General features: G+C 61.1%; 19 protein-coding genes. 16 read left to right on the forward strand and 3 right to left on the reverse strand.

Annotation, left to right across the window (positions count from 1 at the left end):
* The first annotated feature begins 32 nt into the window (after window positions 1-32).
* The 8 genes from DN745_RS14970 to DN745_RS15005 all read left to right on the forward strand — a co-directional run bounded on the left by DN745_RS14970 (window position 33) and on the right by DN745_RS15005 (window position 8270).
* A complete protein-coding gene (locus DN745_RS14970; RefSeq protein ID WP_111336068.1) occupies window positions 33-1361 on the forward strand; it encodes a BREX system ATP-binding domain-containing protein in 1329 nt (442 codons plus the stop codon).
* 17 nt (window positions 1362-1378) lie between these two features.
* Window positions 1379-2725 carry a BREX system ATP-binding domain-containing protein gene (locus DN745_RS14975; protein WP_111336069.1) on the forward strand — a complete coding sequence of 449 codons (1347 nt, stop codon included), beginning with the start codon at window positions 1379-1381 and terminating at the stop codon, window positions 2723-2725.
* A complete protein-coding gene (locus tag DN745_RS14980; protein ID WP_111336071.1) occupies window positions 2722-4890 on the forward strand; it encodes a DEAD/DEAH box helicase in 2169 nt (722 codons plus the stop codon). The genes DN745_RS14975 and DN745_RS14980 overlap by 4 nt, the downstream gene beginning before the upstream one ends.
* A gap of 72 nt (window positions 4891-4962) precedes the next feature.
* Window positions 4963-6072 carry a DegT/DnrJ/EryC1/StrS family aminotransferase gene (locus DN745_RS14985; protein ID WP_111336073.1) on the forward strand — a complete coding sequence of 370 codons (1110 nt, stop codon included), beginning with the start codon at window positions 4963-4965 and terminating at the stop codon, window positions 6070-6072.
* Between the two features lie 217 nt (window positions 6073-6289).
* Entirely contained in the window at window positions 6290-6538 is a 249-nt protein-coding gene (locus tag DN745_RS14990) for an AtpZ/AtpI family protein (RefSeq protein ID WP_162687702.1), read from the forward strand.
* A 14-nt stretch (window positions 6539-6552) separates the two neighbouring features.
* Complete coding sequence (locus DN745_RS14995; RefSeq protein ID WP_111336077.1) at window positions 6553-6975, forward strand: ATP synthase subunit I; 423 nt, start codon at window positions 6553-6555, stop codon at window positions 6973-6975.
* Window positions 6976-6979: 4 nt separating this feature from the next.
* A complete protein-coding gene (atpB, locus tag DN745_RS15000) occupies window positions 6980-7750 on the forward strand; it encodes a F0F1 ATP synthase subunit A (RefSeq protein ID WP_111336079.1) in 771 nt (256 codons plus the stop codon).
* Window positions 7751-7898: 148 nt separating this feature from the next.
* Window positions 7899-8270, forward strand: coding sequence for an ATP synthase F0 subunit C (locus DN745_RS15005; protein WP_111337735.1), 372 nt, complete (start codon window positions 7899-7901; stop codon window positions 8268-8270).
* 101 nt (window positions 8271-8371) lie between these two features.
* Here DN745_RS15005 and DN745_RS15010 read toward each other — a convergent pair whose 3' ends face one another.
* Window positions 8372-9040, reverse strand: a complete 669-nt coding sequence (locus DN745_RS15010) for a hypothetical protein (RefSeq protein WP_133622005.1) — start codon at window positions 9038-9040, stop codon at window positions 8372-8374.
* A gap of 298 nt (window positions 9041-9338) precedes the next feature.
* Here DN745_RS15010 and DN745_RS15015 point away from each other — a divergent pair, with 298 nt between their 5' ends.
* Together DN745_RS15015 and DN745_RS15020 are read left to right on the forward strand one after the other, a co-directional pair.
* Window positions 9339-10994 (forward strand): zinc-ribbon domain-containing protein, encoded by a 1656-nt coding sequence (locus DN745_RS15015; RefSeq protein WP_111336082.1) that lies wholly within the window; start codon window positions 9339-9341, stop codon window positions 10992-10994.
* Between the two features lie 73 nt (window positions 10995-11067).
* Window positions 11068-12651, forward strand: coding sequence for a zinc-ribbon domain-containing protein (locus tag DN745_RS15020; RefSeq protein ID WP_162687703.1), 1584 nt, complete (start codon window positions 11068-11070; stop codon window positions 12649-12651).
* 45 nt (window positions 12652-12696) lie between these two features.
* Here the strand turns inward: DN745_RS15020 and DN745_RS15025 are convergent, their stop codons facing one another.
* Together DN745_RS15025 and DN745_RS15030 are read right to left on the reverse strand one after the other, a co-directional pair.
* Entirely contained in the window at window positions 12697-14454 is a 1758-nt protein-coding gene (locus tag DN745_RS15025; RefSeq protein ID WP_111336086.1) for a multiheme c-type cytochrome, read from the reverse strand.
* Between the two features lie 7 nt (window positions 14455-14461).
* Window positions 14462-15412 (reverse strand): hypothetical protein, encoded by a 951-nt coding sequence (locus tag DN745_RS15030; RefSeq protein ID WP_111336088.1) that lies wholly within the window; start codon window positions 15410-15412, stop codon window positions 14462-14464.
* Between the two features lie 462 nt (window positions 15413-15874).
* Here DN745_RS15030 and pilB point away from each other — a divergent pair, with 462 nt between their 5' ends.
* The 6 genes from pilB to DN745_RS20030 all read left to right on the forward strand — a co-directional run bounded on the left by pilB (window position 15875) and on the right by DN745_RS20030 (window position 24168).
* Window positions 15875-17596, forward strand: coding sequence for a type IV-A pilus assembly ATPase PilB (pilB, locus tag DN745_RS15035; protein WP_111336090.1), 1722 nt, complete (start codon window positions 15875-15877; stop codon window positions 17594-17596).
* Window positions 17597-17660: 64 nt separating this feature from the next.
* Window positions 17661-18794 (forward strand): type IV pilus twitching motility protein PilT, encoded by a 1134-nt coding sequence (locus DN745_RS15040; RefSeq protein WP_111336092.1) that lies wholly within the window; start codon window positions 17661-17663, stop codon window positions 18792-18794.
* Between the two features lie 150 nt (window positions 18795-18944).
* Window positions 18945-20150, forward strand: coding sequence for a type II secretion system F family protein (locus DN745_RS15045; protein WP_111336094.1), 1206 nt, complete (start codon window positions 18945-18947; stop codon window positions 20148-20150).
* 12 nt (window positions 20151-20162) lie between these two features.
* On the forward strand, window positions 20163-21908 hold the full coding sequence (locus DN745_RS15050) for a two-component system sensor histidine kinase NtrB (protein WP_111336096.1): 1746 nt from the start codon (window positions 20163-20165) through the stop codon (window positions 21906-21908).
* 234 nt (window positions 21909-22142) lie between these two features.
* Window positions 22143-23567, forward strand: a complete 1425-nt coding sequence (locus DN745_RS15055; protein WP_111337738.1) for a sigma-54-dependent transcriptional regulator — start codon at window positions 22143-22145, stop codon at window positions 23565-23567.
* A 112-nt stretch (window positions 23568-23679) separates the two neighbouring features.
* Window positions 23680-24168 carry a type IV pilin protein gene (locus DN745_RS20030; protein ID WP_111336098.1) on the forward strand — a complete coding sequence of 163 codons (489 nt, stop codon included), beginning with the start codon at window positions 23680-23682 and terminating at the stop codon, window positions 24166-24168.
* Window positions 24169-24344 lie beyond the last annotated feature (176 nt).

Genomic DNA, 24344 nt, shown 5'->3' on the forward strand with positions numbered 1-24344 from the left:
AAGCATTCCATATACGGCCCGAGAAACCAGCTATGACACAACACGCCACCATCGACCCGCGGGTCGCATCTCATATCCTGCAGCGTCTGGGCGAGAGCGGACAGCCGCCTGAATTCGGCGTCGAATGGATTAATGTCGGCAACGAGAGCTACCTCAAAGTGCTCGAAAGCGAGTATTTCGAGCGCCAACTCAAAGGCGGCGCGAGCTTCAAGCTCGTGCAAGGTTATTTCGGCGGAGGAAAGACGCATTTCCTCTATTGCGTGCGCGATATGGCCTGGCGCCACGGCTTCGCGGTGGCGGTGGTTGAATTATCGCCCACCGAATGCCCCTATGATGACACCCTTAAGGTTTACTCGACGGTCGCCCGACGCATCGCCATGAAGTCGCCGACCGACGGCGAAGGCCCGCGCTACGGCATCACCGATATGTTGCGGGATCTGGTCGACCGGCGCGTCGACGAATTCGAAGAAGACCTGCGCGCCCAGGGCCACGAGCGCCCGCATGTCGAGGCCCGACACCAGGTGGAGCGCTGGATCCAGCGTCACGTGGCGCGCGTCTCCTGCGAGAGCGTCTCGTATCGAAAGGCCATCGTCGAGTTCGCGTTAGGTTGGCTCGAAGAGGATTATGAGCGCGTCCAACGCCTCGAGGCGTGGCTGCGCGGCGAGCCCATCCCGCGCGCCGAAGTGCGCGATTGGGGAATCTACGAGGAGATGAGCCGCGCCAACGGCTTTTTGATGCTTCGAAGCCTCACTCAAATGGTCAAAGGCCTCGGGTTTGCGGGCACCGCCCTGCTCTTCGACGAGGTCGATCGCAACCTCTCGGTGAGCGCCAAGCGCAGCCAAACGATCGGCGATAACCTGCGCCAGGTCATCGACCTCTGCGGGCGCCATCAACTCCCGAACACCCTCTTTATGTACGCGGTTCCGCCGGAGTTTATGCGCACCGTGGTCCCGGATTACCCGGCGCTTTTTCAGCGCCTCAAGACCCCGGTCCCCCTCGGCGTGCGAAGCCCGCAGGCCGTCCTCATCGACCTCGAAAAGCTTGACCTGGAGCCCGCGGAGCTGCTCACCGCGATCGGCGAGCGCCTGATCCCGATCTTCGAGGCCGCGCGCGGCTTTAAGCTCGACGCAGAGATTCAGCGAAATAACGCCGACATCCTGGCCCGCGCCTGCGTGCAATCCCAATTCGAGGTCAACCACCGCCGCCTCTTTGTCAAAACGATGGTGGACTTTTTGCACGCCCAAATGGTCGACGGCGAGAAGGCGCTTGGCCTGGATAGCGCCATCGATCTGGTGCTCGATGGCAACGAGTCGCTCAACAACCTCGTGCTCGTCAGCGATGACGAATTCCAAGACTTTTGAGACGCCGGAACGAGTCCATGAATAAGAATCTTGAGACAAGCATTCGCGCCTCACGCACCCTGGAAGCCATGCGCCTGGGCGTGGTTCCGAGCGCGTCGCTGGACGCCTATACCGTCGGGCGCGAGGCCGAGGTGGCCCTGGTCCAGAGCGATCTCACGCGCGCCACCGAAAACGGCGGCGCGGTGCGCGCCTTTTTAGGCGGCTACGGCGCGGGCAAAACACATCTGCTCGAGTTGATCGGCCAACACGCGCTGCGCCAGAATTACCTGGTCTCACACGTCGTCCTCAACCCCGAAGAGACCGCCCCCAGCCACCCCAAACGCGTCTATCGCGAATTGATCCACTCGCTTCAATACCCGGATCTGCCCGACTCCGACGGCCCCGCTCGCGGGTTGCAACCGCTCTTTGAGCGCGCGCTCAACGCTCCCGCCGCGCTCGACGCATTTCAGGCAAACGCCAAGGGACAGGTTCGAAACAACCTCGAAAGCGGCGCTCACCTCTATATTACGACCGCCCTTCGCTACCTCAAACGACTGGCCGACACCGAAGATCTCAATCGCGAAACCCAGGAGCATATCCTTCGCCTGCTCTTCGATTGGCTCGAAGGACACCCGACGATCTCGACCACCGAGATCAACGAAGACCTGCGCGGAGTGCTCGGCAACCGCGGCCATATCTTCAGCATGAAGGACTACCGCCCCTGGGCTCGAATCTACGGTTATCTGCTCAGCGGCCTCTCCGCGATGGCTCGCCAACTCGGCTATAACGGCTGGGTTATCCTGGTCGATGAGGCCGAGTTTTACTCGCTTCTGTCGAGCGAAAACCGCGAATACGCGCGTAATCTATTTAAGGCGCTCACCTGGGCGTCGGTCGGCAACGATGACGATATCTTGCCCTTCGACCCCTCGGAGCTAAGCCTCGGCGGCAGCGGGATCCTGCAGGATTTGCCGCCGCAATATCCGATGCCGACCTCCGCTGGCCCAGCGAATAGCGACGCAGCGATCTTCGCCGGCCCCGGGCTCTATACCGTCTTCGCGATGACCCCGAATACCGAGGGGCTTGAGGCGCTGGGCGAAGCGGTCCCTGCGAGCGCCATCGCCGAGCTCAACCCGCTGAAACTCGAGGACTATCAGGCACTTGTAGAGCGGGTCTTCACCTATTATCGCCGCGCCCGCCCCGAATCCATCATCGATGAACGCGTCGTCGGCGCCCTCGGAAAAGTCGTCGCCGGATTGCTCGGCTCGGGTTATGTCGAAAACCCACGCCAGGCAATGAAATTCATCGTCGAGTTCCTCGACCTCGCCACACATCGCCCCCACGATATGAAGCGCGTCGTCCAAGATCTGCGAGGCCTCTACGCATGACGAGTTCCTCCGATAAGTCGTTCGCGCTGCAGGATGACCCCTTCGCGGGCCTTGAAGACGCGCTCGAATATAGCCCTGCGCGCGCGCCCAAGGGGGACTTCGGCGAACGCGAGGCGCGCCGGCTTTTGCCGCACGTCTGGCACGCCTTCTTCGGGCGATTCGGCCGCCTCACCGACCCCCAACTCGCCGCGATCAAACCGATCGTTGAGGGGAAATCAGTGGTCCTCTGCGCGGCGACCGCCTCGGGAAAGACCGAAGCCCTGCTCGGCCCGATGCTCGAGCGAACCATGCAGCGCGCTGCGAGAAAATCCACCGCGCAGCGTTTTTTACGCGTCATCATCCTCTGCCCCACCCGTGCACTATGCAACGACTTTTTGCGACGCGTGCGAAGGCCGATCCAGGCCTGCAATCTGAGCGTGGATCTCAAAAGTGGCGACAGCCCAAATTTCGACCCGGATCGCCCGCCAAATGTCCTGATCACCACTCCGGAATCCCTGGATTCACTCCTCAGCCGAAAACCGCACGGCCTCAAACACGTCGAATCGATCTTCCTCGATGAGGTTCATCTGCTCGATGGGGGCAATCGCGGCGACCATACGCGCGCGCTCGTCGCGCGCATCAAAAGCTTTCGCCCCAACCTGCAGATTTGCTGCGCCTCGGCCACCGCCCCGCAGGCCGAGCGCCTGGGGCTCGAATTCGCCCAGCCCAACTCCCCCGAGGATTTAGAGATATTGCGCGTCCAGGGTGGCCGCGACCGCGACCTGAGCGTCGAATACGAACAATTTCACCGGATGCGCGACGCCGCGGCGAGTATTTATCGCCTCACCCAGAATCAGCTAGGCAGTAAGATTCTGGTCTTCGCCAATAAACGTGACGAAGTCGAATATATCGCCGCCCTATTGGCCGCCGAAGACGGCCTGCCGGTCTTCGCGCACCACGGAAGCCTGGCCAAACCCGAGCGACTTCGCGCCGAGCGCGGCTTCCTCAACGCGACCCACGGCGTCTGCGTCGCCACGATGACCCTCGAATTGGGCATCGACATCGGCAACGTCGACCGCGTCGTCTTGCTCAATCCACCCGCGAATGTCGCCTCATTCACACAGCGGATCGGACGCAGCAACCGACGCGGCGGCGACATCCAGGTGACGTGCCTCTACGCGTCGGCCTTTGATTTGCAGCGCTTTGAGCACCTCGTAAAATGCGCGCGCGCGGGTCAACTCTTCGTCGAAGCGATCCCCTTTCGCCCGTCGATTCTGCCCCAACAAGCGACCTCATTGCTCTTCCAAAACCCCGACAACTGGGTCTCGGATCGGGTCCTACACAAACGACTCCCGCCCGATGTCGCCGCTGAATGGACCCGCGCGGATTGCCGCGCGGTCCTCGAAACGATGCGACGCGAAGGCTATTTCCACGCCAACGCCCGCGGCCAATTCGTGGCCGACGAACCGGCGCGCCGAGACTATCGCTACGGGCAGATGCACACCCATATCGATCCCGACGGCGAAGTCGAGGTCATCGACGAGACCACCGGCCGCCAGGTCGGCACTGCCTTATTATCGCGCAAGGACAAGAGCCGCCTGGAGGAAAGTAGCGCCTCGCACGTCGGCTTCCTCCTGGCCGGAAAGCAACGAAAGGTCACCCGCGTCAAAGACCAAAAAATCTTCGTCCAATCGAATAACCTCCCGGATGAACCCAGCTTTCTCTCCCGCATGGGCCCGCGCTATTCTTTCGACCTCGCCCGAGACCTCGCCGACTTTGTCGGCGTCGAGGAGAAGACAATCTTGATGCACCCGACCGGCGCGCGCGACGGATGGTATATTGAGCATTTCTTCGGCAGCATCTGGGGTTGGCTGCTCGACGCTGTTTTGGAGCACCACGGCTTCATGACCAACACCAAAGGGGGCATCAGCCATTTTCAATCCAAATTAAAATATAAGGGTACCCCGCCGGAATCGCTCGGCGATATTTTCACCATCCAGACCGCCGCCGAGAAATTCTTGGACGACACCGATGCCCCGAAGTACAAAGCGCTGCTGAGATCCTTGCAGCCCGGCCCCTGGCTCAACTACGTCCCCGACGACATGGTCCAACGCTGGGTCTATCACTGCGCACGCCCTGCTGACTTTGCCGACACGCTGGCCGAATTCCGGGTCGTGGTGGTCTAAGCGCCGCACACAACGCGCTGCCCAACGCCATCGGCCAAAGGCCCAACACCCTTACGCTACCCAATATCCCAAATGACCCAACTTCCTTTTTTCGACATCCAAGCCCAGCACGAACCCATCCGCGAAGAGATCGCCCAGGCGATCGCCCTGGTCATCGACTCCGGCCGGTTTATCCGCGGCCCCTTCGTAGAGAAATTCGAGGCAGAAGCAGCCGCCTACCTGGGCGTCTCCCACACCGTCGGCGTGTCCTCGGGCACCGACGCCCTGCTGGCCGCGCTCATGGCCCTTGAGATCGGCCCAGGGGATGAAGTGATCACCACGCCCTTTACCTTCTGCGCCTCCGCCGAGGTGATCGCGCGCGTGGGCGCGACGCCGGTCTTCGTCGATATCGATCCCGCGACCTTTAACCTCGACCCCGCGCTGCTCGAAGATGCGCTCAGCGAGAAGACTCGCGCGATCATGCCGGTGCATATCTTCGGCCAGACCTGCGATATGGAGAAGATCCTCGCCTTCGCCCGGCAAAACGACCTCTATGTGATTGAGGATTGCGCGCAGGCCATGGGCGCCACCTTCGACCTCCCCGGCTCCGGCCCCCAGCAGGCGGGCGCGATGGGCCACGTCGGCTGCTATAGCTTCTTCCCCACCAAAAACCTCGGCGCACTCGGCGACGGCGGACTCATCGCCTGCCATAACCCCGAGCTGGCCGAGCGCATCCGACTGCTATGCAACCACGGCAGCCAACCGAAATTTCGCCAGCAACGCATCGGCGGAAACTTCCGCCTCGACGCCATCCAGGCCGCCGTCCTCAGCGTCAAGCTCCCCCGCCTCGACGCCTGGATCGCCCAACGCCGCGACCTCGCCAAGCGCTATCACCACGCCCTTGGCGACCTCGACGAGATCACCGTCCCAGACGAAGCGCCGCGCTGCTTGCACACCTATAACCAATATACGCTGCGCACCGCCGATCGCCCCGCCCTTCAAAAGCGACTGGCAGACGCGGGCATCCCCAGCGCCATTTACTATCGCGAGAGCCTCCACCAGATGCCGCCTTATCGCGAATGCCCGCGCTATCCGGACACGCTACCCCAGGCCACGGCCGCCTGCGACGAAGTCTTGAGCCTGCCGATCTTCGCCCCCTCGATCGAGGTCGACCGCATCCGGCACACGCTCGCCAACGCATAGTCGGCGTCGCAGTCACAGAAGCGCTCGCGCGACCCACGGGCGCGCCTACTCAATTACCCTTTGGAGATCACCCTATAAGCAGTTGACGCCCCTATACCCCTATGTTAGTGAGTCGCCGCGAACGGACCGCTGGCTATAAATGCGGCGGTACACGTGACAATTCGAGCCGATTTTATAGCGCAAACATTGTTTCTTCAGAATGCGCACGGGGAATCAGGTGAATGACTCGGAAAACGACGATAATCGCCGCGATGATTCCGGTGCCCCCTCCCAACTAAAGATGTTGGGAATTTACGGCGCCATGGGCTTCGAATTTGTCTCATTAGTGGTCGGTGGAAGCGTGATAGGCTTCTGGGTTGACGAGAAGTTCGGCACCACCCCCTGGGGCGTGGTTAGTTTGATACTTCTGGGCATGCTCGCCGCCCTGTGGCACATCTACCGGGTCACGAAACGCTTTTTGAAATAACACCAGGGTCCAAGATGACCTCATTTGGAACCACATTCGTCAACGGACTCGTTTCCAAGACGATCATCATCGGAGTGGCGCTGGCTGCCCTCGGGTGGTTGGTGCTAACTGCGGAATTTGCCGGCGCAACCCTTCTAGGGACGATGGTAAGTGCATTTAACCTGCGCGTCGTCGCGTGGGTCAGCGGCAAGATGGTCGCATCCGCCCAAAAGGGCGAAACCGGCACCGGACGCTGGTCAGCGATTTTGCTGATTAAATTATTTCTTTTATTCGTGCTGACGTACGTCTTTATCGCGATCGTCGGCGCTGATGTTATCGGCTATATCATTGGGTATAGCACGTTTTTATTGGCCATCGTGTGGCAGGCTGTCGTGGTCATGAACCGCTCCAGCGCCCCGCACGAAGACGCCAACCAAGACGACACCGAGAGCTTATAAACCGATGGCAGATCAAACCTTTATCGACCTATTTTCGCCCGAGCTTGCGCACGGGAGTTATAACGACGTCTTCGGCAACCCGCTGCTGAAACCCGGCGCCGACGTTGGCGTGACCCATATCGTTATGACCCTGGTGCTCATCGCGATCATCGTGACGCTGGGGCTCATCGCCCGCGGCAAATTCACCAACAAAGAAACCGCGATGATCCCCGAGGGGAAATTTAGCGTTCGCAACTTCTTTGAGCTGATCTTCGGCGCCGTCCTCGGCATGATGACCGATATGATGGGCAAGGAGAACGCCCGGCGGTATTTCCCGCTGATCGCCTCCCTGGCGGTCTTCATCTTCCTGGGCAACCTGATGGGCCTGGTCCCCGGACTCGCTCCGCCGACCTCCAACCTCAACACCAGCCTCGCCTGCTCCGCGGTGGTCTTCGTGACCTATAATATCGCAGGCTTCCGCGAACACGGAATCGGCTACCTTAAGCATTTCCTCGGGCCGATCTGGTTTATCGCGCCGCTGATGCTCGTGATCGAGCTGATCGGACATATTTTCCGCCCCGTCAGCCTCGCCATTCGTCTCGCCGGTAATATGACCGGTGACCATATGGTCGTCGGAATGTTCGGCCAACTCGCCAGTGAGATGCTCTCAGTGCCGTTTTTGCTGCCTGTTCCGTTCCTTTTCCTCGGTCTTTTGGTCTCCACCATTCAGACCCTGGTCTTCTGCCTACTCACAACAATTTATATCTCACTTGCAGTCTCGCACGATTCGCACTAACAGGGCGCGCTTGAGTGCGTTGATGCTCCCATAAACAGAGCATCTCATAAATTTTTTCATCACCATTATTCGTTCACCAAATCAACCCAGGCGCACGCGGCATACGGCCGCAACTCCAATGAAGCGCCGGAGTCAGGAGGATTCGTTTATGTTGTCCAAGAATCAGGTTATCGCTTTCGTGAGCACGTTCGCAGTCATCGCCCTTACCAGCAGCACCGCATTCGCTCAGGATGCCGCCGCTTCCGCCAACATCTACTCGATGTTCTCGATGATGGCGATCGCTGCAGGCTTCGGTATCGGCCTCGCCGCTTTCGGTGGCGCGCTCGCTCAGGCTAAAGCCGCTGCTGCCGCTCTCGAAGGTATCGCTCGCAACCCGGGTGCTGCTGACAAGCTCTTCACCCCCCTCATTCTCGGCCTGGCTCTCATCGAGTCGCTGGTCATCTACGCGTTCGTTATCACGATTCTGATCACGCTTCAGATCGATGCTTCCGGCCTGCTTACCGCTGCTGTCGGTGGCTGATCGCCCGGCACACGCGTAGCACCGTAGTTTAGAAAAATACTAAAACTCGCCAAATCGGCGAGTTTTAGTATTTCTTGCTGCCAAAAACTATCGGGCTCAACTCAATGAGCACGGTACGTCCAACACATCATCACATCGATCGCATCACCCACCTGCCAATAGCCCCGCATCACATAGCCCGCGTCCAAAAACACGCTCAAACGCGCGTCCTCGACCGCGCGCGCGTGCACCTGCTGCAAATAGGCCTCTGCGCTCACCGGCCCGCGCGCCTCACTCCAGTCGCGCCAACCCACCGACCGTACCACGCTGATCGTCGATTCAGCCCCACGTTGCTGCACCAACAATTGACGCCCCACGCGCAGCGCCATCTGCGCCTCACGCGCAGAGACCGAGGCGAGCAGAACCGCGCCGGTGCCGCGCAACACCTCCTCGCCTGAGCTTCGCTTCTCTTCGGCTCGCGCAACCAACGGCTCGCGCCGCGACCATGGGTGCAACACCTCTGCCGACGCGCTTCGAACCGGCTGACAAAGCAGCCCACCGACCACCCGCTGGTCAACCTCCACGGCCAACTGCAGCTCGGGATACTCGCGCATCAACGCATCGACGCTGGCAGGCTTCGGCCACGCCTCGAAGATCTGCGCGCGCCCCATCGTCGCCCCGCGCGCCTGCGACAGCAGCCCAAGGTCTGCCGACGATAGCCGCCGCAGCCTCACCCGCCCGCGACGCTGCCACTCAATCTTCGCCCCGACCCACCGCGTATCATCCACCATAGCCAGCTCCATCCGCTCCATCCGCTTCGTTAATCGCGATTTCTCGCACAATCTAGCATAGCCTTTCACCAAAAAACTTCAGATATCTGCTTGTTCCCACGCCTAGGCCTCTCAATAGCCTATCTTCTTGCACACCCCCCCATGGTGTGATTTAATAACCTCAATCGCTTGAGCGACCTCGCTCGCTAGACCGACGCCGCCGCTGGCCTCGGACTCTTGCCCGGCGAACTCGGCGCTCACAAGGAGCGTTCCGACAACGACTCGTCCCCACATTGCCCGTGACAGAGCAGCTTCCCGAATGATTGTTCAGTGCCCGAATTGCGATTCTCGATATCGCGTCAAAGACGCGAACGTACCCGCCTCCGGGGGAAAGATCACGTGTCCCTCGTGTAAACATAAATTCATCGTCTACCCGGACACTCCCGACGCCCCCGATACGGAGGCTCTGGACGCGTTTGAAGATAAAACTTCCGTCGCTAAAGCCCCCGCGCTGCGCGATTTGGTCAACCAGATGGCGCCGAGCAGCGACTGGGCCAATGACGATGTCGGCGCAGCCACCGAGGTCATGAGCGCACCGGATATCCCCAAGGCCCTGGGCTTTGGCGGCCAGAATGATTCTGTCGACGGCACCGTAGAGATGTCGAACCCCGACATCGCGAGGTTGCGCGCCCAACACGAACCCGACGACGAGGCGGACGACTTCGCCTCCACCGAAATCATCTCGGGTGACACCTTCGATCATATGGTCTTTAACGACCCGACGCCCGCACAAAATGTGGACTCGAACTCGGACACCCGCGAGCACGCACCCCTGCGCACGCAACTCGAAGCCTCGGCACATACCGAGCGCCTGGCGCCCGAGGAGAACCCCTTCGCCCACGCGTCGCCCCCGCCGAAGAGCCCGCCGCAGCCGCAGCACGCTCCGGCCAACACCACGCCGGCGCAACCTGCCGCGCCTTCGATGCCCGCGCCACCATCGATTCCGTCGTCACAGCCCGCGCAACCCGGCCCCGACGAGGCCTCGGCCCCCGAAACTTTCGGCCCGAACGCCACCCACGAAGGCCCGTGGAAGCTTAAGACAAACTTCGGCCTAATCTACGAATTCAGCGACAACGACAGCCTGCAAAATTGGCTCGCGAGCCGCGAAGAGCTCGACGGCTACGAATTGGCCGGCGACGCCGACTATTATCCGGTGAGCGCCTGGCCGCAATTCCAGCGCAAGCCCGCCGCGCGCAAGCGCACGTTCGCGATGTCGGCGATCCCGACGCACCCGCCCCTGGGCAATCCGTTGCCAGGCGCGCCCGCGCCGAGCGCCCCAGGCGCACCAACTTCTGGCCCGTTCGACCAGGCATCATTCACACCGCAGCCGGGCTCGACGACGCCCCAACCGCCCTCGCCGGGCGCCCAGGGATGGGAATCCCCCAGCCCCGCGCCGCCGCGTAAGATCATCACGCCCACCGACTCCCACGCCTCATCGGGCGGCTCGAAGGCCAACCTGATCCTATGGCCCATCGCCGGCCTCCTATTCGCCGTCGGCGTCTTGCTCGCCGTCCAGGTGCTCGGCGTTTACGATATCAAATCGGCGATCCTCGGCGAGGCGCCCGCCACGCCGGTCGACCAACCGGTGGCCGCGCCAAATGACGCGCCCGCCCCAGACTCACCCAGCGCCGAAGCCCAGGCTGCGCCGGATTCTGCCGAGGCCGTGAGCCCCGACGTCGCCAAGGCGGTTGACCGCCTCATCGCAGACGCCGAGCTCGCCATCGAGAATAACCGCCTGCAGTCGGCGAGCGTAAAGCTCAATAACGCAAAGTTGCTCGAGCCCAAGCGCGTGGCGATCTATGTGCTCTTCGTCAAAGTATATACCGAAATGGGGCGTACCGAGGACGCCGCGACCGCTCAAAAAACACTCGATGAACTCCGGGGAACCGCAACACCGGCCGCCGCTGAGGATTAAGACGCCAACGCATCTTTGACGCTCAGACGCACCTCAACGCGCAGCACGTCGACTCATGGCTGGAGTGCTTAATATGGACATCCGCTGTCCCGAATGCGACACGCTTTACGAAATCGACACCCGCCAACTGCGGGGCAGCGCGAGCACATTGAAGTGCAGTCAATGTGAGCATATTTTTCATATGCAAACCCACGCCGCGCTGCACCAGGAGACCCAGCGCCGCTGGATGCTCCGCAGCCACACCAGCGGCGACATCCGTTATTTCCTGGGCTTCAACGAATTACATCATTGGATCTTACAGGGGGTCGTCAGCAAACCCGACGAGATCTCGCGCACCGGACGCGGCTGGAAGGCGCTGGGCTCGATCGGCGAGTTCATGCCCATTTTCCAGGCCGTAGAGAGCGTGGCGAACATCAGCGCCCCGCGCGAGAAGCAGGTCTCGGCGGAGCTGCCGGACTCCGGTCCGACCGCCGAATTCACGAGCACCCGTGCGCCGCGACCGAACTCGGCAGATGTCCCACGAGACTTCGCTTCACAGCCGCGCGTGCCCACCGCTCGACAACACGGGCTGCCGCCTGCACGCCCGCAATCCGGCACACATAACGCGGCTTCCCGCCAACCCTCGGGCCCCAACCCTGCCCGCTCGCAGACTCCATTCGCCTCAAAAGCAATGCCGCCAGAAGCGCCGCGACGCCCCGCGCATACGCCGACTCAAACCCCTCCGCCTGCGCCGCCATCGCGCGTCTACGGGGCAGGCGTGCCCGAACCTGTCGTTGACCCCGAAGACAATTGGAGCCTGGGCGAGTTGCCAGGCACGCTCGCCGAAGAGCGCGAGTTCGAACCACCGGGGCGAGAAGTCAGCGGCTCATTCGCCCTACAATCGACGACGCGGGAGCCCAGCGCCCAACACCCGAGCATCGTCCACGCCGCCGGTGACTCAACCCCGTCGCGAAGCAAGACCCCGATCATTATCGCGGCGACCGTCGTCCTCGGCGCAGGCCTCTCCCTATTTTTGCTCAAGCCACCGTTCGTTCAGGAGCTGCTCGGGGCCAACGCATCGCCCTCCGTGCAGGCCGACGCAGCCGCCCAGGCGAGCGCCCCCGAAGCCGCAGCCGCCGGTGAAGATGAGCAGGCGCTAGCTGCCCAAAAGGCCGAGCAAGAGGCGCTCGCGGCAGAGCATGAAAAACTCACCAGCGCCATCGCGGCAGCCCACCCTCATATCAACAGCGCCCTCGCTAAAGCGGACAAGGACGCCGAGGCAGCGGTCCCCGAAAAGCCCAGAGAGCTCAGCGTGACCGAGCTGCTCGAAAGCGCCCGCAAGGCGCTGGACGCCGGCAAATCCGAGCAGGCGCGCAAGCAATATCACAAGGTCTTAAGCCGCGACCGCAGCAACTCCTCGGCCATCACCGGCCTGGGCTGGTCGCTGATCGCCTTGAATCGCCCGCCCGCTGCCGCCGCCCAATTTCAGAAGGCCATCTCCCTAAACCCGAGCTACGGCGACGCCTATATCGGCCTGGGCAAAGCCAAACGCGATATGGGCGACCACCAGGGCGCGCTCAACGCGTACCAAGACTACCTGAAACGATTCCCCAGCGGCTCCAAGGCGTCCATCGCGCGCCACCAGGCCGACAAGTTAAAGCTGGCCCTCGGCCAATAAAAAAAAGCCCCGCGCGAGCGGGGCTTTTTCGTTGCTGGCCACACCTTATTTCGACTTAAACTCGTGGCCGGCGCCGGTGATATCTTTGACATACGCGTCGAAGTTGAACTTCGGCGAATGCTCCGGAACATGGCATTCCATGCACTGAGTCACGGTCGGGGTCGGGTTGATAAATTGCGGCTTGCCCGCCGCGTCCACCGGCATCGCCATATGCGCCGAGCCCGGACCGTGGCAATTCTCACAGCCCACGTTCTCCAGGTCCTTCTGGATGGTGCGCTCGCCGAGCTTCGCCTCATAGTGAAGCTTACCGATGACGCTGCCGCCCGGCTTCTCATAGCCCACCACGTGACAGCCGATGCAGCTCTGGTCGAAGAGCTTGTCGCGGTCTTCGAGCGTCTTCACCGCCTTCGCATGCGCCGTGCCGTCCCAGAACTTCTTCGCCCCCACGTGACAGGTCGCGCAATTATTGGTGCCAACATAGAACGCCTCGCCCTCTTTGGGCGGAACAACCTCACGCTTCACCGCCATCTGCAGGGACTTCAGGCTCTCGTTAAAGACCCGACGCTCCGACTCCATCGCCTCGTTGATCGGCAATCCGGGCACCATCGCGATCGGGCGGTAAATAAACGCGTTGCCGCTCTCCGGCACGTTTAGCGACGCGCTCTTCAATGCCACAACCTGCTCCTTTAAGTCTTTGATATCATCTTGCAGACGCGCCAAAATAGGCGGGTTCTCGTGGCGCTTCGACGGCGGAAAGCGGTCCACCTGCCCCTGCTTATGCTCAATCACCCGCTCCAACTTCTCGATCTCGCTGACGCTCGCCGCGCCGGCGTTCGAATAGGCGCCCTGGGCGTCGCGCTCATAGAGCTTTAGCACGCCCAAATAGCGCCCCTGGTCGAAGGCTTCGAGCGTAAAACCACCGCCCGCCTGCTGCACCTCATCGCTCTCGCGCGGCGCGTGGCCCACGACCCCAAAGTCAATGCCGTCGACCGCGTTTAAGACCGCGCGGGTCGCGGCGAGGTCGCCATGCATGATCAAAAGGGTCGTGGTGGCGCCATCTTTTTTAAGCGCCGCGACCGCCTTTTTGACCGCCTCAACCGGCTCGGTGGTCGCCACATCTTCGAGCCCCTCATAATGTCTGGGCTCAACCGCGCCGACCACGCCCAGCTTGATATCACCGACCTCGATGATCCGCCCGGCCTCCAACTTCTTGCCCGCGATCGTCAGGTTCGCAGCGATCGGCTCGACCCCGGCGGCCTCGAGTTTTTCGAGATAAAACGCACTGCCCAGGGCAAAGTCGAGCTCGCCGGGCACCGTCACCTGCGTGCCAAAACGCTTCTGGGCCGCCACGATCACCTCGGCCTTCGCCTTGACCTGCGGGATATCGTGCTCCTCAATCTCGGCGAACTCAAAGAGCATATCGCCGCCGTCGAGCATCGTGGACGCCGGATGAAGTTTCTGAGCCGCGTCCACATAGCCAGTGAGGCGCTCGATGCCGCCGAGCAAGATCTCGGCGCTGCAACCGCAGGGCTCCAAATAGCCCTTTAGGCCGGCCAAGAAAAACACCGCTGGCGCCGACGGCCCGGGGCTCTCCACCGCGATGGTCCCCGGGGCGGCCTCGCCCGGAAGATCACCCTCAGCGGCCGCTGCATCGCCGTCTTCTTTGGCCTGCTCCCCATCCTTCTCGACCGCGGACGACGACCCGTCCGCCCGCTTCGCCGTCCGGTCGCAGGACTGCGCCAACACCAGCGCCCATGCCCCAAGGATAAGAATGAGAATCGTCCAGCGCTTTGTATTTTTCATTGTCTATTTATTTCTGATCTAGAATTTTTCGAAGATTTGCCGCTTCCCAACGCATCGCTTTTTGGTAGTCCGGGAACCGCCGCTCCATCGCGTTAAATTCCGGGGTATGCACCAAACGCCGCTTCGAGGTGCCGCTGGAATCCGTGCCCTCGACCGACGAAGCGCAGCCGCTGATCGGCGGAAAGAGCGCGTGCAATAGCTCATGATAGATGATGAACGCCACAAAATAACGCGGCACCCAGTCGCGGTCGAGCGCGGGGTGGATGCGGATCAACTTGCGGTCGAAATCGTAGCTTCCGAACCGAATGCTCCGATTCCCCTGGCTTCGCCGGCCCCATGTAATGTGGATATCACCGATCGCCCGAAGGTCCGCGCGCATCGCCGGCTCCAGCCCCTCGACCACCTCGTCGAGGACCGTGGCGAGGTTGAAAAACTCGCCGCGGGTATGCAACTCGTCGTCGGTGGGCTCGAAGCTAATCGCGTCGCGATTGTCGCGAATATACCCCTGAATAATCGCCCGGGCGCCCTTTCGCGCGCTGCTCACCCCGCCCAATAGATCCGCAATCGCCCCCACCGTCTGCGCATCGCAGCCCATAAACATATGGTGGATGCGAATCTCAATGCGCTTCCTGCCGCGCTTTGAAGACAACATGCGACGACGGTTATCGGTGAGGATCAGATCAACCACGCCCAATAGACGCTCCAGGCGCACATGCAGCGCGTGCGCCTCCGGGCGGCGGTAGCGCATCTCAAGCGGCACCTCCGACATATTCAGCGTCCCGCGCGTGGCGACCTGCGCGGCCGGCGGCTGCTCCAGCCCTCCGCGAGCTTCCTCGGCGAAGATCTCCTCGGCGTGGGTGAGCCCCTCTTCAGGCTGCGGCGCGCGCTCGGCCCTGGGCGGGCCCTCCGAACCTAGCTCCCACAGGCTTGTCTGGTTGTGCTCAGGCTTATCGTCCATGAATCTTAAAATGCAGGGAAATGATAACGCAATTAACAGGCCGACAGATTTCGGCCTTGCTTATAGGCCGAAACGAAATGGATCGAAACCTTAACCTTGCGAGCGCCAATTTTTCGGCCGCCGCGCCGCCCCTGCGCCCCCACAAACAACGCGCGATCCCTTGCGCATCCCCCCGCTGGTGCATTAAGTTTGTCTCGGCCCGATCGCTTTCTCCAGCGGAGCTTCGGCCGGGTCGAGCGGCAGGCGTTTTATCGCTGTCAGGCCTCGGAAAATAATCTTCTGAAAGCCCTTATCTCGCAATCAAAACCTCGTATAAAGTGACATTGCGTTAAATTGACAGATCGCGACAGACACTGCTAATCTCGCCCCCAGTATTGCGTTAATTATTGGACAACCGAGGCGACTCTTCGCTGCACCGAGCATTGTCCCAGACTAACCGACCCACCCACGGCGCCCGTATCTATGTCGAATAATTCAACTCACCGGCTTGGCGAACTTCTCCTGCGCGAGAAGGTTATCTCCCCCATCCAACTTCGCAAGGCTCAGCAACGCTCGCAACGCGAGGGCAGCCGCCTTGGCTACGAGCTCACCCGACTCGGGTATGTCGAAGAAGGCGAGCTGACGTCGTTCTTGAGCCGCCACTATGGGGTCCCCTCGGTCAACCTCTCCGATATCAAGATCCCGGAGAATATCATCGAGCTGATCCCGCGCGAGGTCTGCGAGCGCCACCAATGCCTGCCGGTGAACCGCTCGGGCTCCACGCTCGTCATCGCGATGGCTGACCCGTCGAATATCTACGCGATCGACGACCTGAAGTTCATGACCGGCTATAATATCGAAGTCGTCGTGGCCAGCGAGTCCTCCATCGAGCAGTCGATCAACACCTATTATGGTGTGCAGTCGGGCATCGAATATAATTATGACGAGATCCTGGGCGACCTGGACATCGACGACGTCGACTATGTCGACGGCGACGACGACGCGCTCGACATCAACGACCTGGCCAACGCCTCCGAAGACGCGCCGGTCATCCGCCTGGTCAACCTCATCTTGGTCGACGCCATCAAGCGCGGCGCCTCGGATATCCACGTCGAGCCCTACGAGAAAGACTTCCGCGTGCGCTTCCGCGTCGACGGCGTCCTCGAAGAGGTGATGCGCCCGCCGATCAAGCTCAAGAACGCGATCACCTCGCGCCTTAAAATCATGTCGAACCTGGACATCGCCGAGCGGCGCCTCCCCCAGGACGGGCGTATCAAATTGCGCATGGGCCGAAACCGCGAGATGGACTTCCGCGTCAGCGTCCTGCCGACGCTATTTGGCGAGAAGATCGTTTTGCGACTGCTCGACAAGTCCAACCTCGAGCTGGACATGACCAAGCTCGGCTTCGAGAAACAACCGCTCGAGTGGTTCCTGGAGGCCATCCACCAACCCTACGGCATGTGCCTGGTCACCGGCCCCACCGGTTCGGGTAAGACCACCACGCTGTATTCGGCCCTCAGCGAGCTCAACAAATCCAGCGAGAATATCTCGACCGCCGAAGACCCCGTCGAGTTCAACCTGCAAGGCGTTAACCAATGCCAGATGCAGGAGTCCATCGGCCTGAACTTCGCCGCCGCCCTGCGCTCCTTCTTGCGCCAGGACCCCGACATCGTCATGGTCGGCGAGATTCGCGACTTCGAAACCGCCGAGATCTCGATCAAGGCAGCGCTCACCGGCCATATGGTCCTGAGCACCCTGCATACAAACGACGCGCCGAGCACCATCAACCGCCTGCTCAATATGGGCATCGAGCCGTTCCTGGTGACCTCGGCGGTCAACGTTATCGTCGCCCAGCGACTCGCGCGCCGTATCTGTCAGGACTGCAAAGAGGTCCACGAATACCCGCGCCAGACGCTGCTCGACATGCAGGTCCCCGAGGCCATGCTCGACCGGCCGCTCTACAAGGGCCGCGGCTGCGCGACCTGCGGCGAGAGCGGCTATAAGGGCCGCGTCGCTCTCTACGAGGTCTTGCGCTGTACCGATGAGCTCAAAGACTATATCTTGCAGGGCTACTCCACCGCCGAGCTCAAGGCCGAGGCCATCCGCATGGGCATGAACTCACTACGCATGGCCGGCATCAACAAGATGCTCGAGGGTGTGACCACCCCCGAAGAGGTCGTGCGAAACACCGCTCCCGATGGCTGATCCGACTTATTATGACGCCGATTCACCCGCGATGAGCATCCCTTTATTCCGACGGTATTGAACGATGGCAAACCTACATCAATTGCTCAAAATCATGGTCGACAAGGGCGCGAGTGACCTCCACATCACCGTCGGCTCCCCGCCCCAGCTGCGCATCGACGGCACCCTCGTGCCGCTTAAGACCACGCGCCTGTCGCCCCAGGAGACCCGTCAGCTCTGCTATAGCGTGCTGACCGACTCCCAAAAGCAAGCGTTCGAGACCGACAACGAGCTCGACCTCTCCTTTGGCGTCAAGGGGCTAAGCCGCTTTCGTGGCAACGTGTTTATGCAGCGCGGGGCGGTCGCCGGCGTCTTCCGTACGATCCCCTTCGAGATCCTCGGCATCGACCAGCTCGGCCTGCCCAATATCGTCGGGCAATTGGCCGAGAAGCCCCGCGGACTCGTGCTCGTCACCGGCCCCACCGGCTCGGGTAAATCGACCACCCTCGCCTCGATGATCAACAAGATCAACGAGGAGAAGCGCCTGCATATCCTGACCGTTGAAGACCCGATCGAGTATCTGCACCCGCATAAAAACTGCATCGTCAATCAGCGCGAAATTGGCGCCGACACCAGCGGCTTTAAGGTCGCGCTGCGCTACGTGCTGCGCCAGGACCCCGACGTCGTCCTCATCGGCGAGATGCGCGACCTCGAGACCATCGAGGCCGCCCTGTCGATCAGTGAGACCGGTCACCTGGCTTTCGCCACGCTGCACACCAACGGCTGCGTGCAGACCATCAACCGCATCATCGACGTCTTCCCGCCCTACCAGCAGGCGCAGGTGCGCGCGCAGCTCTCCTTTGTGCTCGAGGGCGTGATCAGCCAACAGCTGATTCCGCACGCCTCCGGCAAAGGCCGCGCCGTCGCGGTCGAGGTCATGATCCCGACCCCGGCCATCCGAAACCTCATCCGCGAAGACAAGGTCCACCAGATCTACAGCGCCATGCAGGTCGGCCAGGCCCGCAACGCCATGCAGACCATGAACCAATCGCTCTATAGCCTGCTGCAGCGCGGCGAGGTCACCCTGAACGACGCGCTCGCGCGCAGCTCCGACCCCGACGAGCTGCGCACCATGATCGAGCAGGGCGGCGGCGCGCGAAAACGCGGCACGAAGACCGACTCCGCGGGCGGGCGTAATCGAAAAATTCGCTACACCTAAATAGCCTAGAGCCAGGCGTTCTTAAGATATCAACCTTATTAACGCATAAGTTTTTTGACACTTCGGCCGCCTCGTGTTGAACTAGGCCGTGTTTGGAAGCTCCGGACCCAAAGAGCGCGATTTAACGCAAGCGACTATCAGGAATCAGCAATGCCAGTTTTTGCCTGGACAGGAACCACAGCATCCGGAGAAACCCGTTCCGGAGAAATGAAGGCGACCTCGCCTCAAGAGGTCCGAGACCGCCTTCAACGCCAGGACATCAGCCCCGGAAAGGTCCGAAAAAAGCGCGATCCCTCTGCCTTTAAATTCGGCGGCGGCGTTCCGCTCAAAACCCTGGTCGTCTTCACCCGGCAATTCGCGACGATGATCGACGCGGGTCTGCCCCTGGTTCAATGCCTCGAACTCCTCGGCGGCGCGGAGCCGCACGCCGGTTTCAAAAAGATCCTTACCCAGGTCCGCGCTGATATCGAATCGGGTTCGACCCTGGCCGACGCCATGGCCAAACACCCCGGCGCCTTCGACAACCTCTACGTCAACCTGATCGCCGCCGGTGAAGCCGCCGGTATCCTCGACACGATCATGAATCGCCTGGCGACTCAGATCGAGAAGACGGCGCAATTGCGCCGCAAAATCCGCTCTGCTTTCTCCTACCCGACCATCGTTATGGTCATCGCAGTGCTGGTCGTCTTCGTGCTGCTCTATAAAGTTATCCCGACCTTCGAATCGATGTTCGCCGAGATGGGCGGCGGCGAATTGCCCGCCCCCACCCAGGTTGTCATCGATATCTCCGAGTTTACCCAGGACAACTTCTTCATCCTCGTCGGCGGCATGATCGCTTTTGTCATGCTCACCACCTGGACGATGAATTATAAGCCGACCCGCGCCGTCATCGACCGCTTTATCCTAAAAGTGCCGCTCTTCGGCCCCCTGGTGCGAAAAACCGCCGTCGCCCGCTTCACGCGCACCCTCGGGACGATGGTGTCCTCGGGTGTGCCGATCGTCGACGCGCTCGAGATCGTCGCCAATACCGCCGGCAATATGACCGTCCAAAAGGCGATTTTATACACCCGTGAGCGCATCAGCGAGGGCCAAAATATGGTCGACCCGCTGATGGAGACCGGCGTCTTCCCGCCCATGGTCGTCCAGATGATCGGCGTCGGTGAGTCCACCGGTGCCCTCGACGTCATGCTCACAAAGATCGCCGACTTCTACGAAGAAGAGGTCGACGTCGCCGTCGATAACCTCACCTCGATGCTTGAGCCGTTAATGATGGTCTTCCTGGGTATCATCGTCGGTGGCATGCTCATCGCGATGTACCTGCCGATCTTCACCATGGCCGGCAATATCAAGGGTTAATCCAACGCTCCCATGAGCCCTTCATCCCGGGAACTCCCCGAAATATCGTTGCGCGAGCGACTCGGCGTGCTCCTCGCATTCCGCGTCGCCATCGTCACGATTCTGCTGGGCGGCGCGGTCGTCACCAACGCCTCCGCGCTCTCCAGCCTCGCAGACCCCGAAAACCTCACATTTTTATCGCTGATCGTAGGCACTTATCTGCTCACGATCGTCTACGCCGTGGGGTTGCGCTTTGTGCGAAACCTCAAAGTATTGGCGGTCCTGCAAATCGCCGGAGACATGCTGCTCACCGCGATTCTGGTGATCGCCACCGGCGGGCTCGATAGCCTCTTCGTCTTCCTCTTCTATATCACCATCATCAACGCAGCCGGCGTCGCCGGGCGCCGCACCGCCCTGCTCGCCGCCACCGCGACCGCCGTCGTCTTCATCTATTTGGCCCTCGGCGCCACCCAGATCCTGGTGTTCCCTGATATCGAGGTCATGCGTACCCAACGCACAACCGGCGCGCTGCTCTACGAAATAAGCCTCCATATTTCAGCCGCTTACCTCGTCGCCATCCTCGCCGGCTACCTGGCCAATCGCCTCGGCGAGGTCACCGGAGAATTGGAGCGCCAGCATTCAAATGTGGTGGAATTGCGCGCGCTTAACGCCAATATCCTCGAGAGCCTCAACAGCGGCCTGCTCACCATCAACACCGACGATCGCATCATCTTTTTTAACCGCGCCGCCGAAGATATCACCGGCCACACGGCCTCCGAAGCCTACGGCAACCCGCTCGCCAAAGTCTTCCCTGAGCTGGCCGATAGGCTCGGCGAGAACCCCGATATGCCGCGTCTCGAGAGCAACTATACACGCCCGGGTGGCGACGAAATTTGCCTGGGTTTTTCGGTTTCGCCGCTGCTCAATTCCCAGCATCAAAACGCCGGGCGTATCGTTATTTTCCAAGACCTTAGCGAGGTCAAAAAGCTCGAACTCGAGAATAAACGCGCCGAGCGCCTGGCCGCCATCGGCCAACTCGCGGCCTCCATCGCTCACGAGATTCGCAACCCCCTGGCCTCGATCAGCGGCTCGGTCGAGATGCTCGAATCGATGGCCGACCTCGACGAAGACGACGCCATGCTCATGCGCATCATCGTGCGCGAGGTCGACCGCCTAAACCACCTCATCACCGACTTCCTCGACTTCAGCCGCCCTCGCCCGCTCAATATCGTCGACACCGATCTCATCAAGATGACCGGCGAGGTTATCGGCCTCTTTCAGAACAAGAAATCCGACGCCCATTTGCAGGTCGATCTGGAGTTCCCCGACGACCTCGACGCCGCCCCGGCCCCGGTCGACCGTGAAGCGCTGCGCCAGATCCTGTGGAACCTGCTCAACAACGCCCGCGAGGCGATGCCCGACGCCGACGGCGCCGGCCGTATCCGCGTCTCCATCGCGCGAACCGACGCCCAAACCCAATGGCGCATCAGCGTCGAAGATAACGGCCCCGGCATCCCCGCCCCCCAGCTCGAGCGCATCTTCGAGCCCTTCTTCACCACCAAGGAGACCGGCACCGGCCTGGGCCTGGCGACCATTCACCGGCTCATAAAACAGCACGACGGCCGCATCCACGCCGCTCAATCCGACGACTTAGGCGGCGCCCGCTTCGATATCGAATTTCCGGTAGCAACTTCACTAAGTTCTCCGGAGCCAGACCTTCAAGGTCTGGCAGACAAATCCGACAACACCAATTTCGAGCGTTCAGCAGACTTGTTTTGACCTCGAAGCCAGACCTTCTAGGTCTGGAAAAACAGGGCTTTTACTGCCAGGTCAAGATGACCTGGCTCCCATTTGTGATACCCACTGAACGCTTGCAACCGATCTCGGATGACTATCCCGGCTCTGCTCTCAAACAGCCGACCCAAAAGATATTAGCTCAGCGCCATATTTCGGACCCGACCGGCAACCGCTGACCGATTGCCCAACCACAACCATTTGCGCTATGTTCTGCCCATGAATGAGCCATCTTCCCCCATCGAAAATCAGCCGCCCATCCTCATCATCGACGATGAGCAGAGCATGCGACAATTCCTGTCGATCATGCTCAAAAAACAGGACCTCGCGCATACCACCGCAGCCTCCGGCGAAGAGGCCCTGAGCCGCCTGGACGCCGGCGAGCGATTCAGCGTGGTCTTGACCGACTTGCAGATGGCGGAGGTCGGCGGCATCGAAGTGTTGCGCGCGATCAAAGAGACCGACCCGGCCTGCCAGGTCGTCGTCATGACCGCCTTCGCCTCGCCCGAGACCGCCGTCTCGGCGATTCGCGCCGGCGCCTACGATTATATCACCAAGCCCTTCAAGCTCGAGCAGGTTCAGGTGGTCGTGCGGCGCGCCCTCGAAAAATTCGAGCTCTTGCGCGAGAACCTCTACCTCAAAGAAAGCCTCGACCGCTCGCAGGGGTTCGCCGAGATGCTCGGGCAGTCCAAGCCGATGCAGCACGTCTTCGAGATGATCGCGCGCGTCGCCGACGCCCCCGCGACCATTCTTATCAGCGGCGAGTCCGGCACGGGCAAGGAGTTGGTCGCGCGCGCGATTCACCAAAAGGGCGCCCGCGCCAAGCAACCGTTTTTGCCGATCAACTGCGGCGCTATCCCCGAGAACCTCATCGAAAGCGAGCTCTTCGGCCACAAAAAAGGCGCCTTCACCGGCGCCACCCAGGATAAAAAAGGACTCTTCGAGGCCGCGGCCGGCGGCACGGTATTTCTCGATGAGATCGGCGAGCTCGGCCAACCGATGCAGGTGAAGTTGCTGCGCGTTTTGCAGGAGCGAAAGGTGCGCCCCGTCGGCGCCGCCCAGGAGCTCACCGTCGACTGCCGCATCCTCGCCGCGACCAACCGCGACCTGCGCGAAGAGGTCGCAGAGGGGCGCTTTCGCGAAGACCTATACTACCGCCTGAGCGTCATCCCGATCGAGGTGCCGCCGCTGCGCGAGCGCGGCTCCGACCTCAAGCTCCTCATCGAGCATTTCGTCAACGAGCTCGCGGCCAAGCGCCCCGCCAACTTCGGCGGCGTCGACATCATGGGCATCGACTCCAGCACGATGCGCATCCTGCTCAATTACGATTACCCCGGGAACGTGCGCGAGCTGCAGAATATCATCGAGCGCGCCGTCACGCTGACCCGCGGCGATATGATCTTCCCGGACGTGCTGCCCCCGCACCTGCAGGAGCAGAGCTTCGCGCGCGCCGCCCACGATCTGGAGATCCCCGCCGACGGCCTCGACCTCGAAGCAATGGTCGCCCAGCTCGAGCGCGAGCTCATCACCAAAGCGCTGGAGCGCACCGACGGCGCCAAAACCCGCGCCGCCGAACTCCTGGGCATCACGTTTCGCAGCCTGCGCTACCGTCTGAAAAAATATGGGATGGATGATTCGGAGTGAGTCCGTGCGAACCCGCAGCACTGGCGCGATTATTGCTCCAACGCTACAATGACCACGCAAAGCTATTATCTACCAATATCATTCACTCACCCGCGCCGCCCCAGGAAAGACAATGAATAGATTCAAGACCCAACGCACCAGCACCCGCGGCTTCACGCTCGTCGAGCTCATGATCGTTGTTGCCATCGTCGGCGTCCTGGCCGCCATTGGGAGCGTTGCCTATACGAAATATGTCCAATCCGCCAAAATCACACGGCTAAAACAATACGCAATGGAAGTCGCCAAGGCTCAGGAGCAATATAAATCCCAGAACTCCGGCTATTTTACCCCCACGGTTAAATATGCGGAGGGCAACGCCCAATGGGAGAATCTGCTCGGCTTCTCGAAGAAGGGCCTAACCTCAGACATCACGATTCAAACCGTCGCCGGCGACTCCACCGCGACCACTTGTGGAATCTGCGACGGCGTCGACCCCAGCTTTGGCTCCATCTGGTATGCCGTACGCGTGCGCCAAGACTTCAAAACAGGCGACGGCAAGGCCACCACGGTCATCCTTAATAATGAACTCCCCGGCCCGGTGGTCCTCAACGAAGGAATGTGACGTTTTTTGTCAGCGGTGACGCTCAGCGTCACCGCGTTGCGACGCAATCCGCAATAAGCCGACGCCTCCCTTCCTCCCCTCCCCCGGAGCCAGACCTACAAGGTCTGGCAAAAGAAATAGCAGAGCCGCAATAAAACGCTTTAGCCCCCCAATAGGACACAGCCAGCCCCGGCATC

Source organism: Bradymonas sediminis (assembly GCF_003258315.1).
Classification (GTDB): domain Bacteria; phylum Myxococcota_A; class Bradymonadia; order Bradymonadales; family Bradymonadaceae; genus Bradymonas; species Bradymonas sediminis.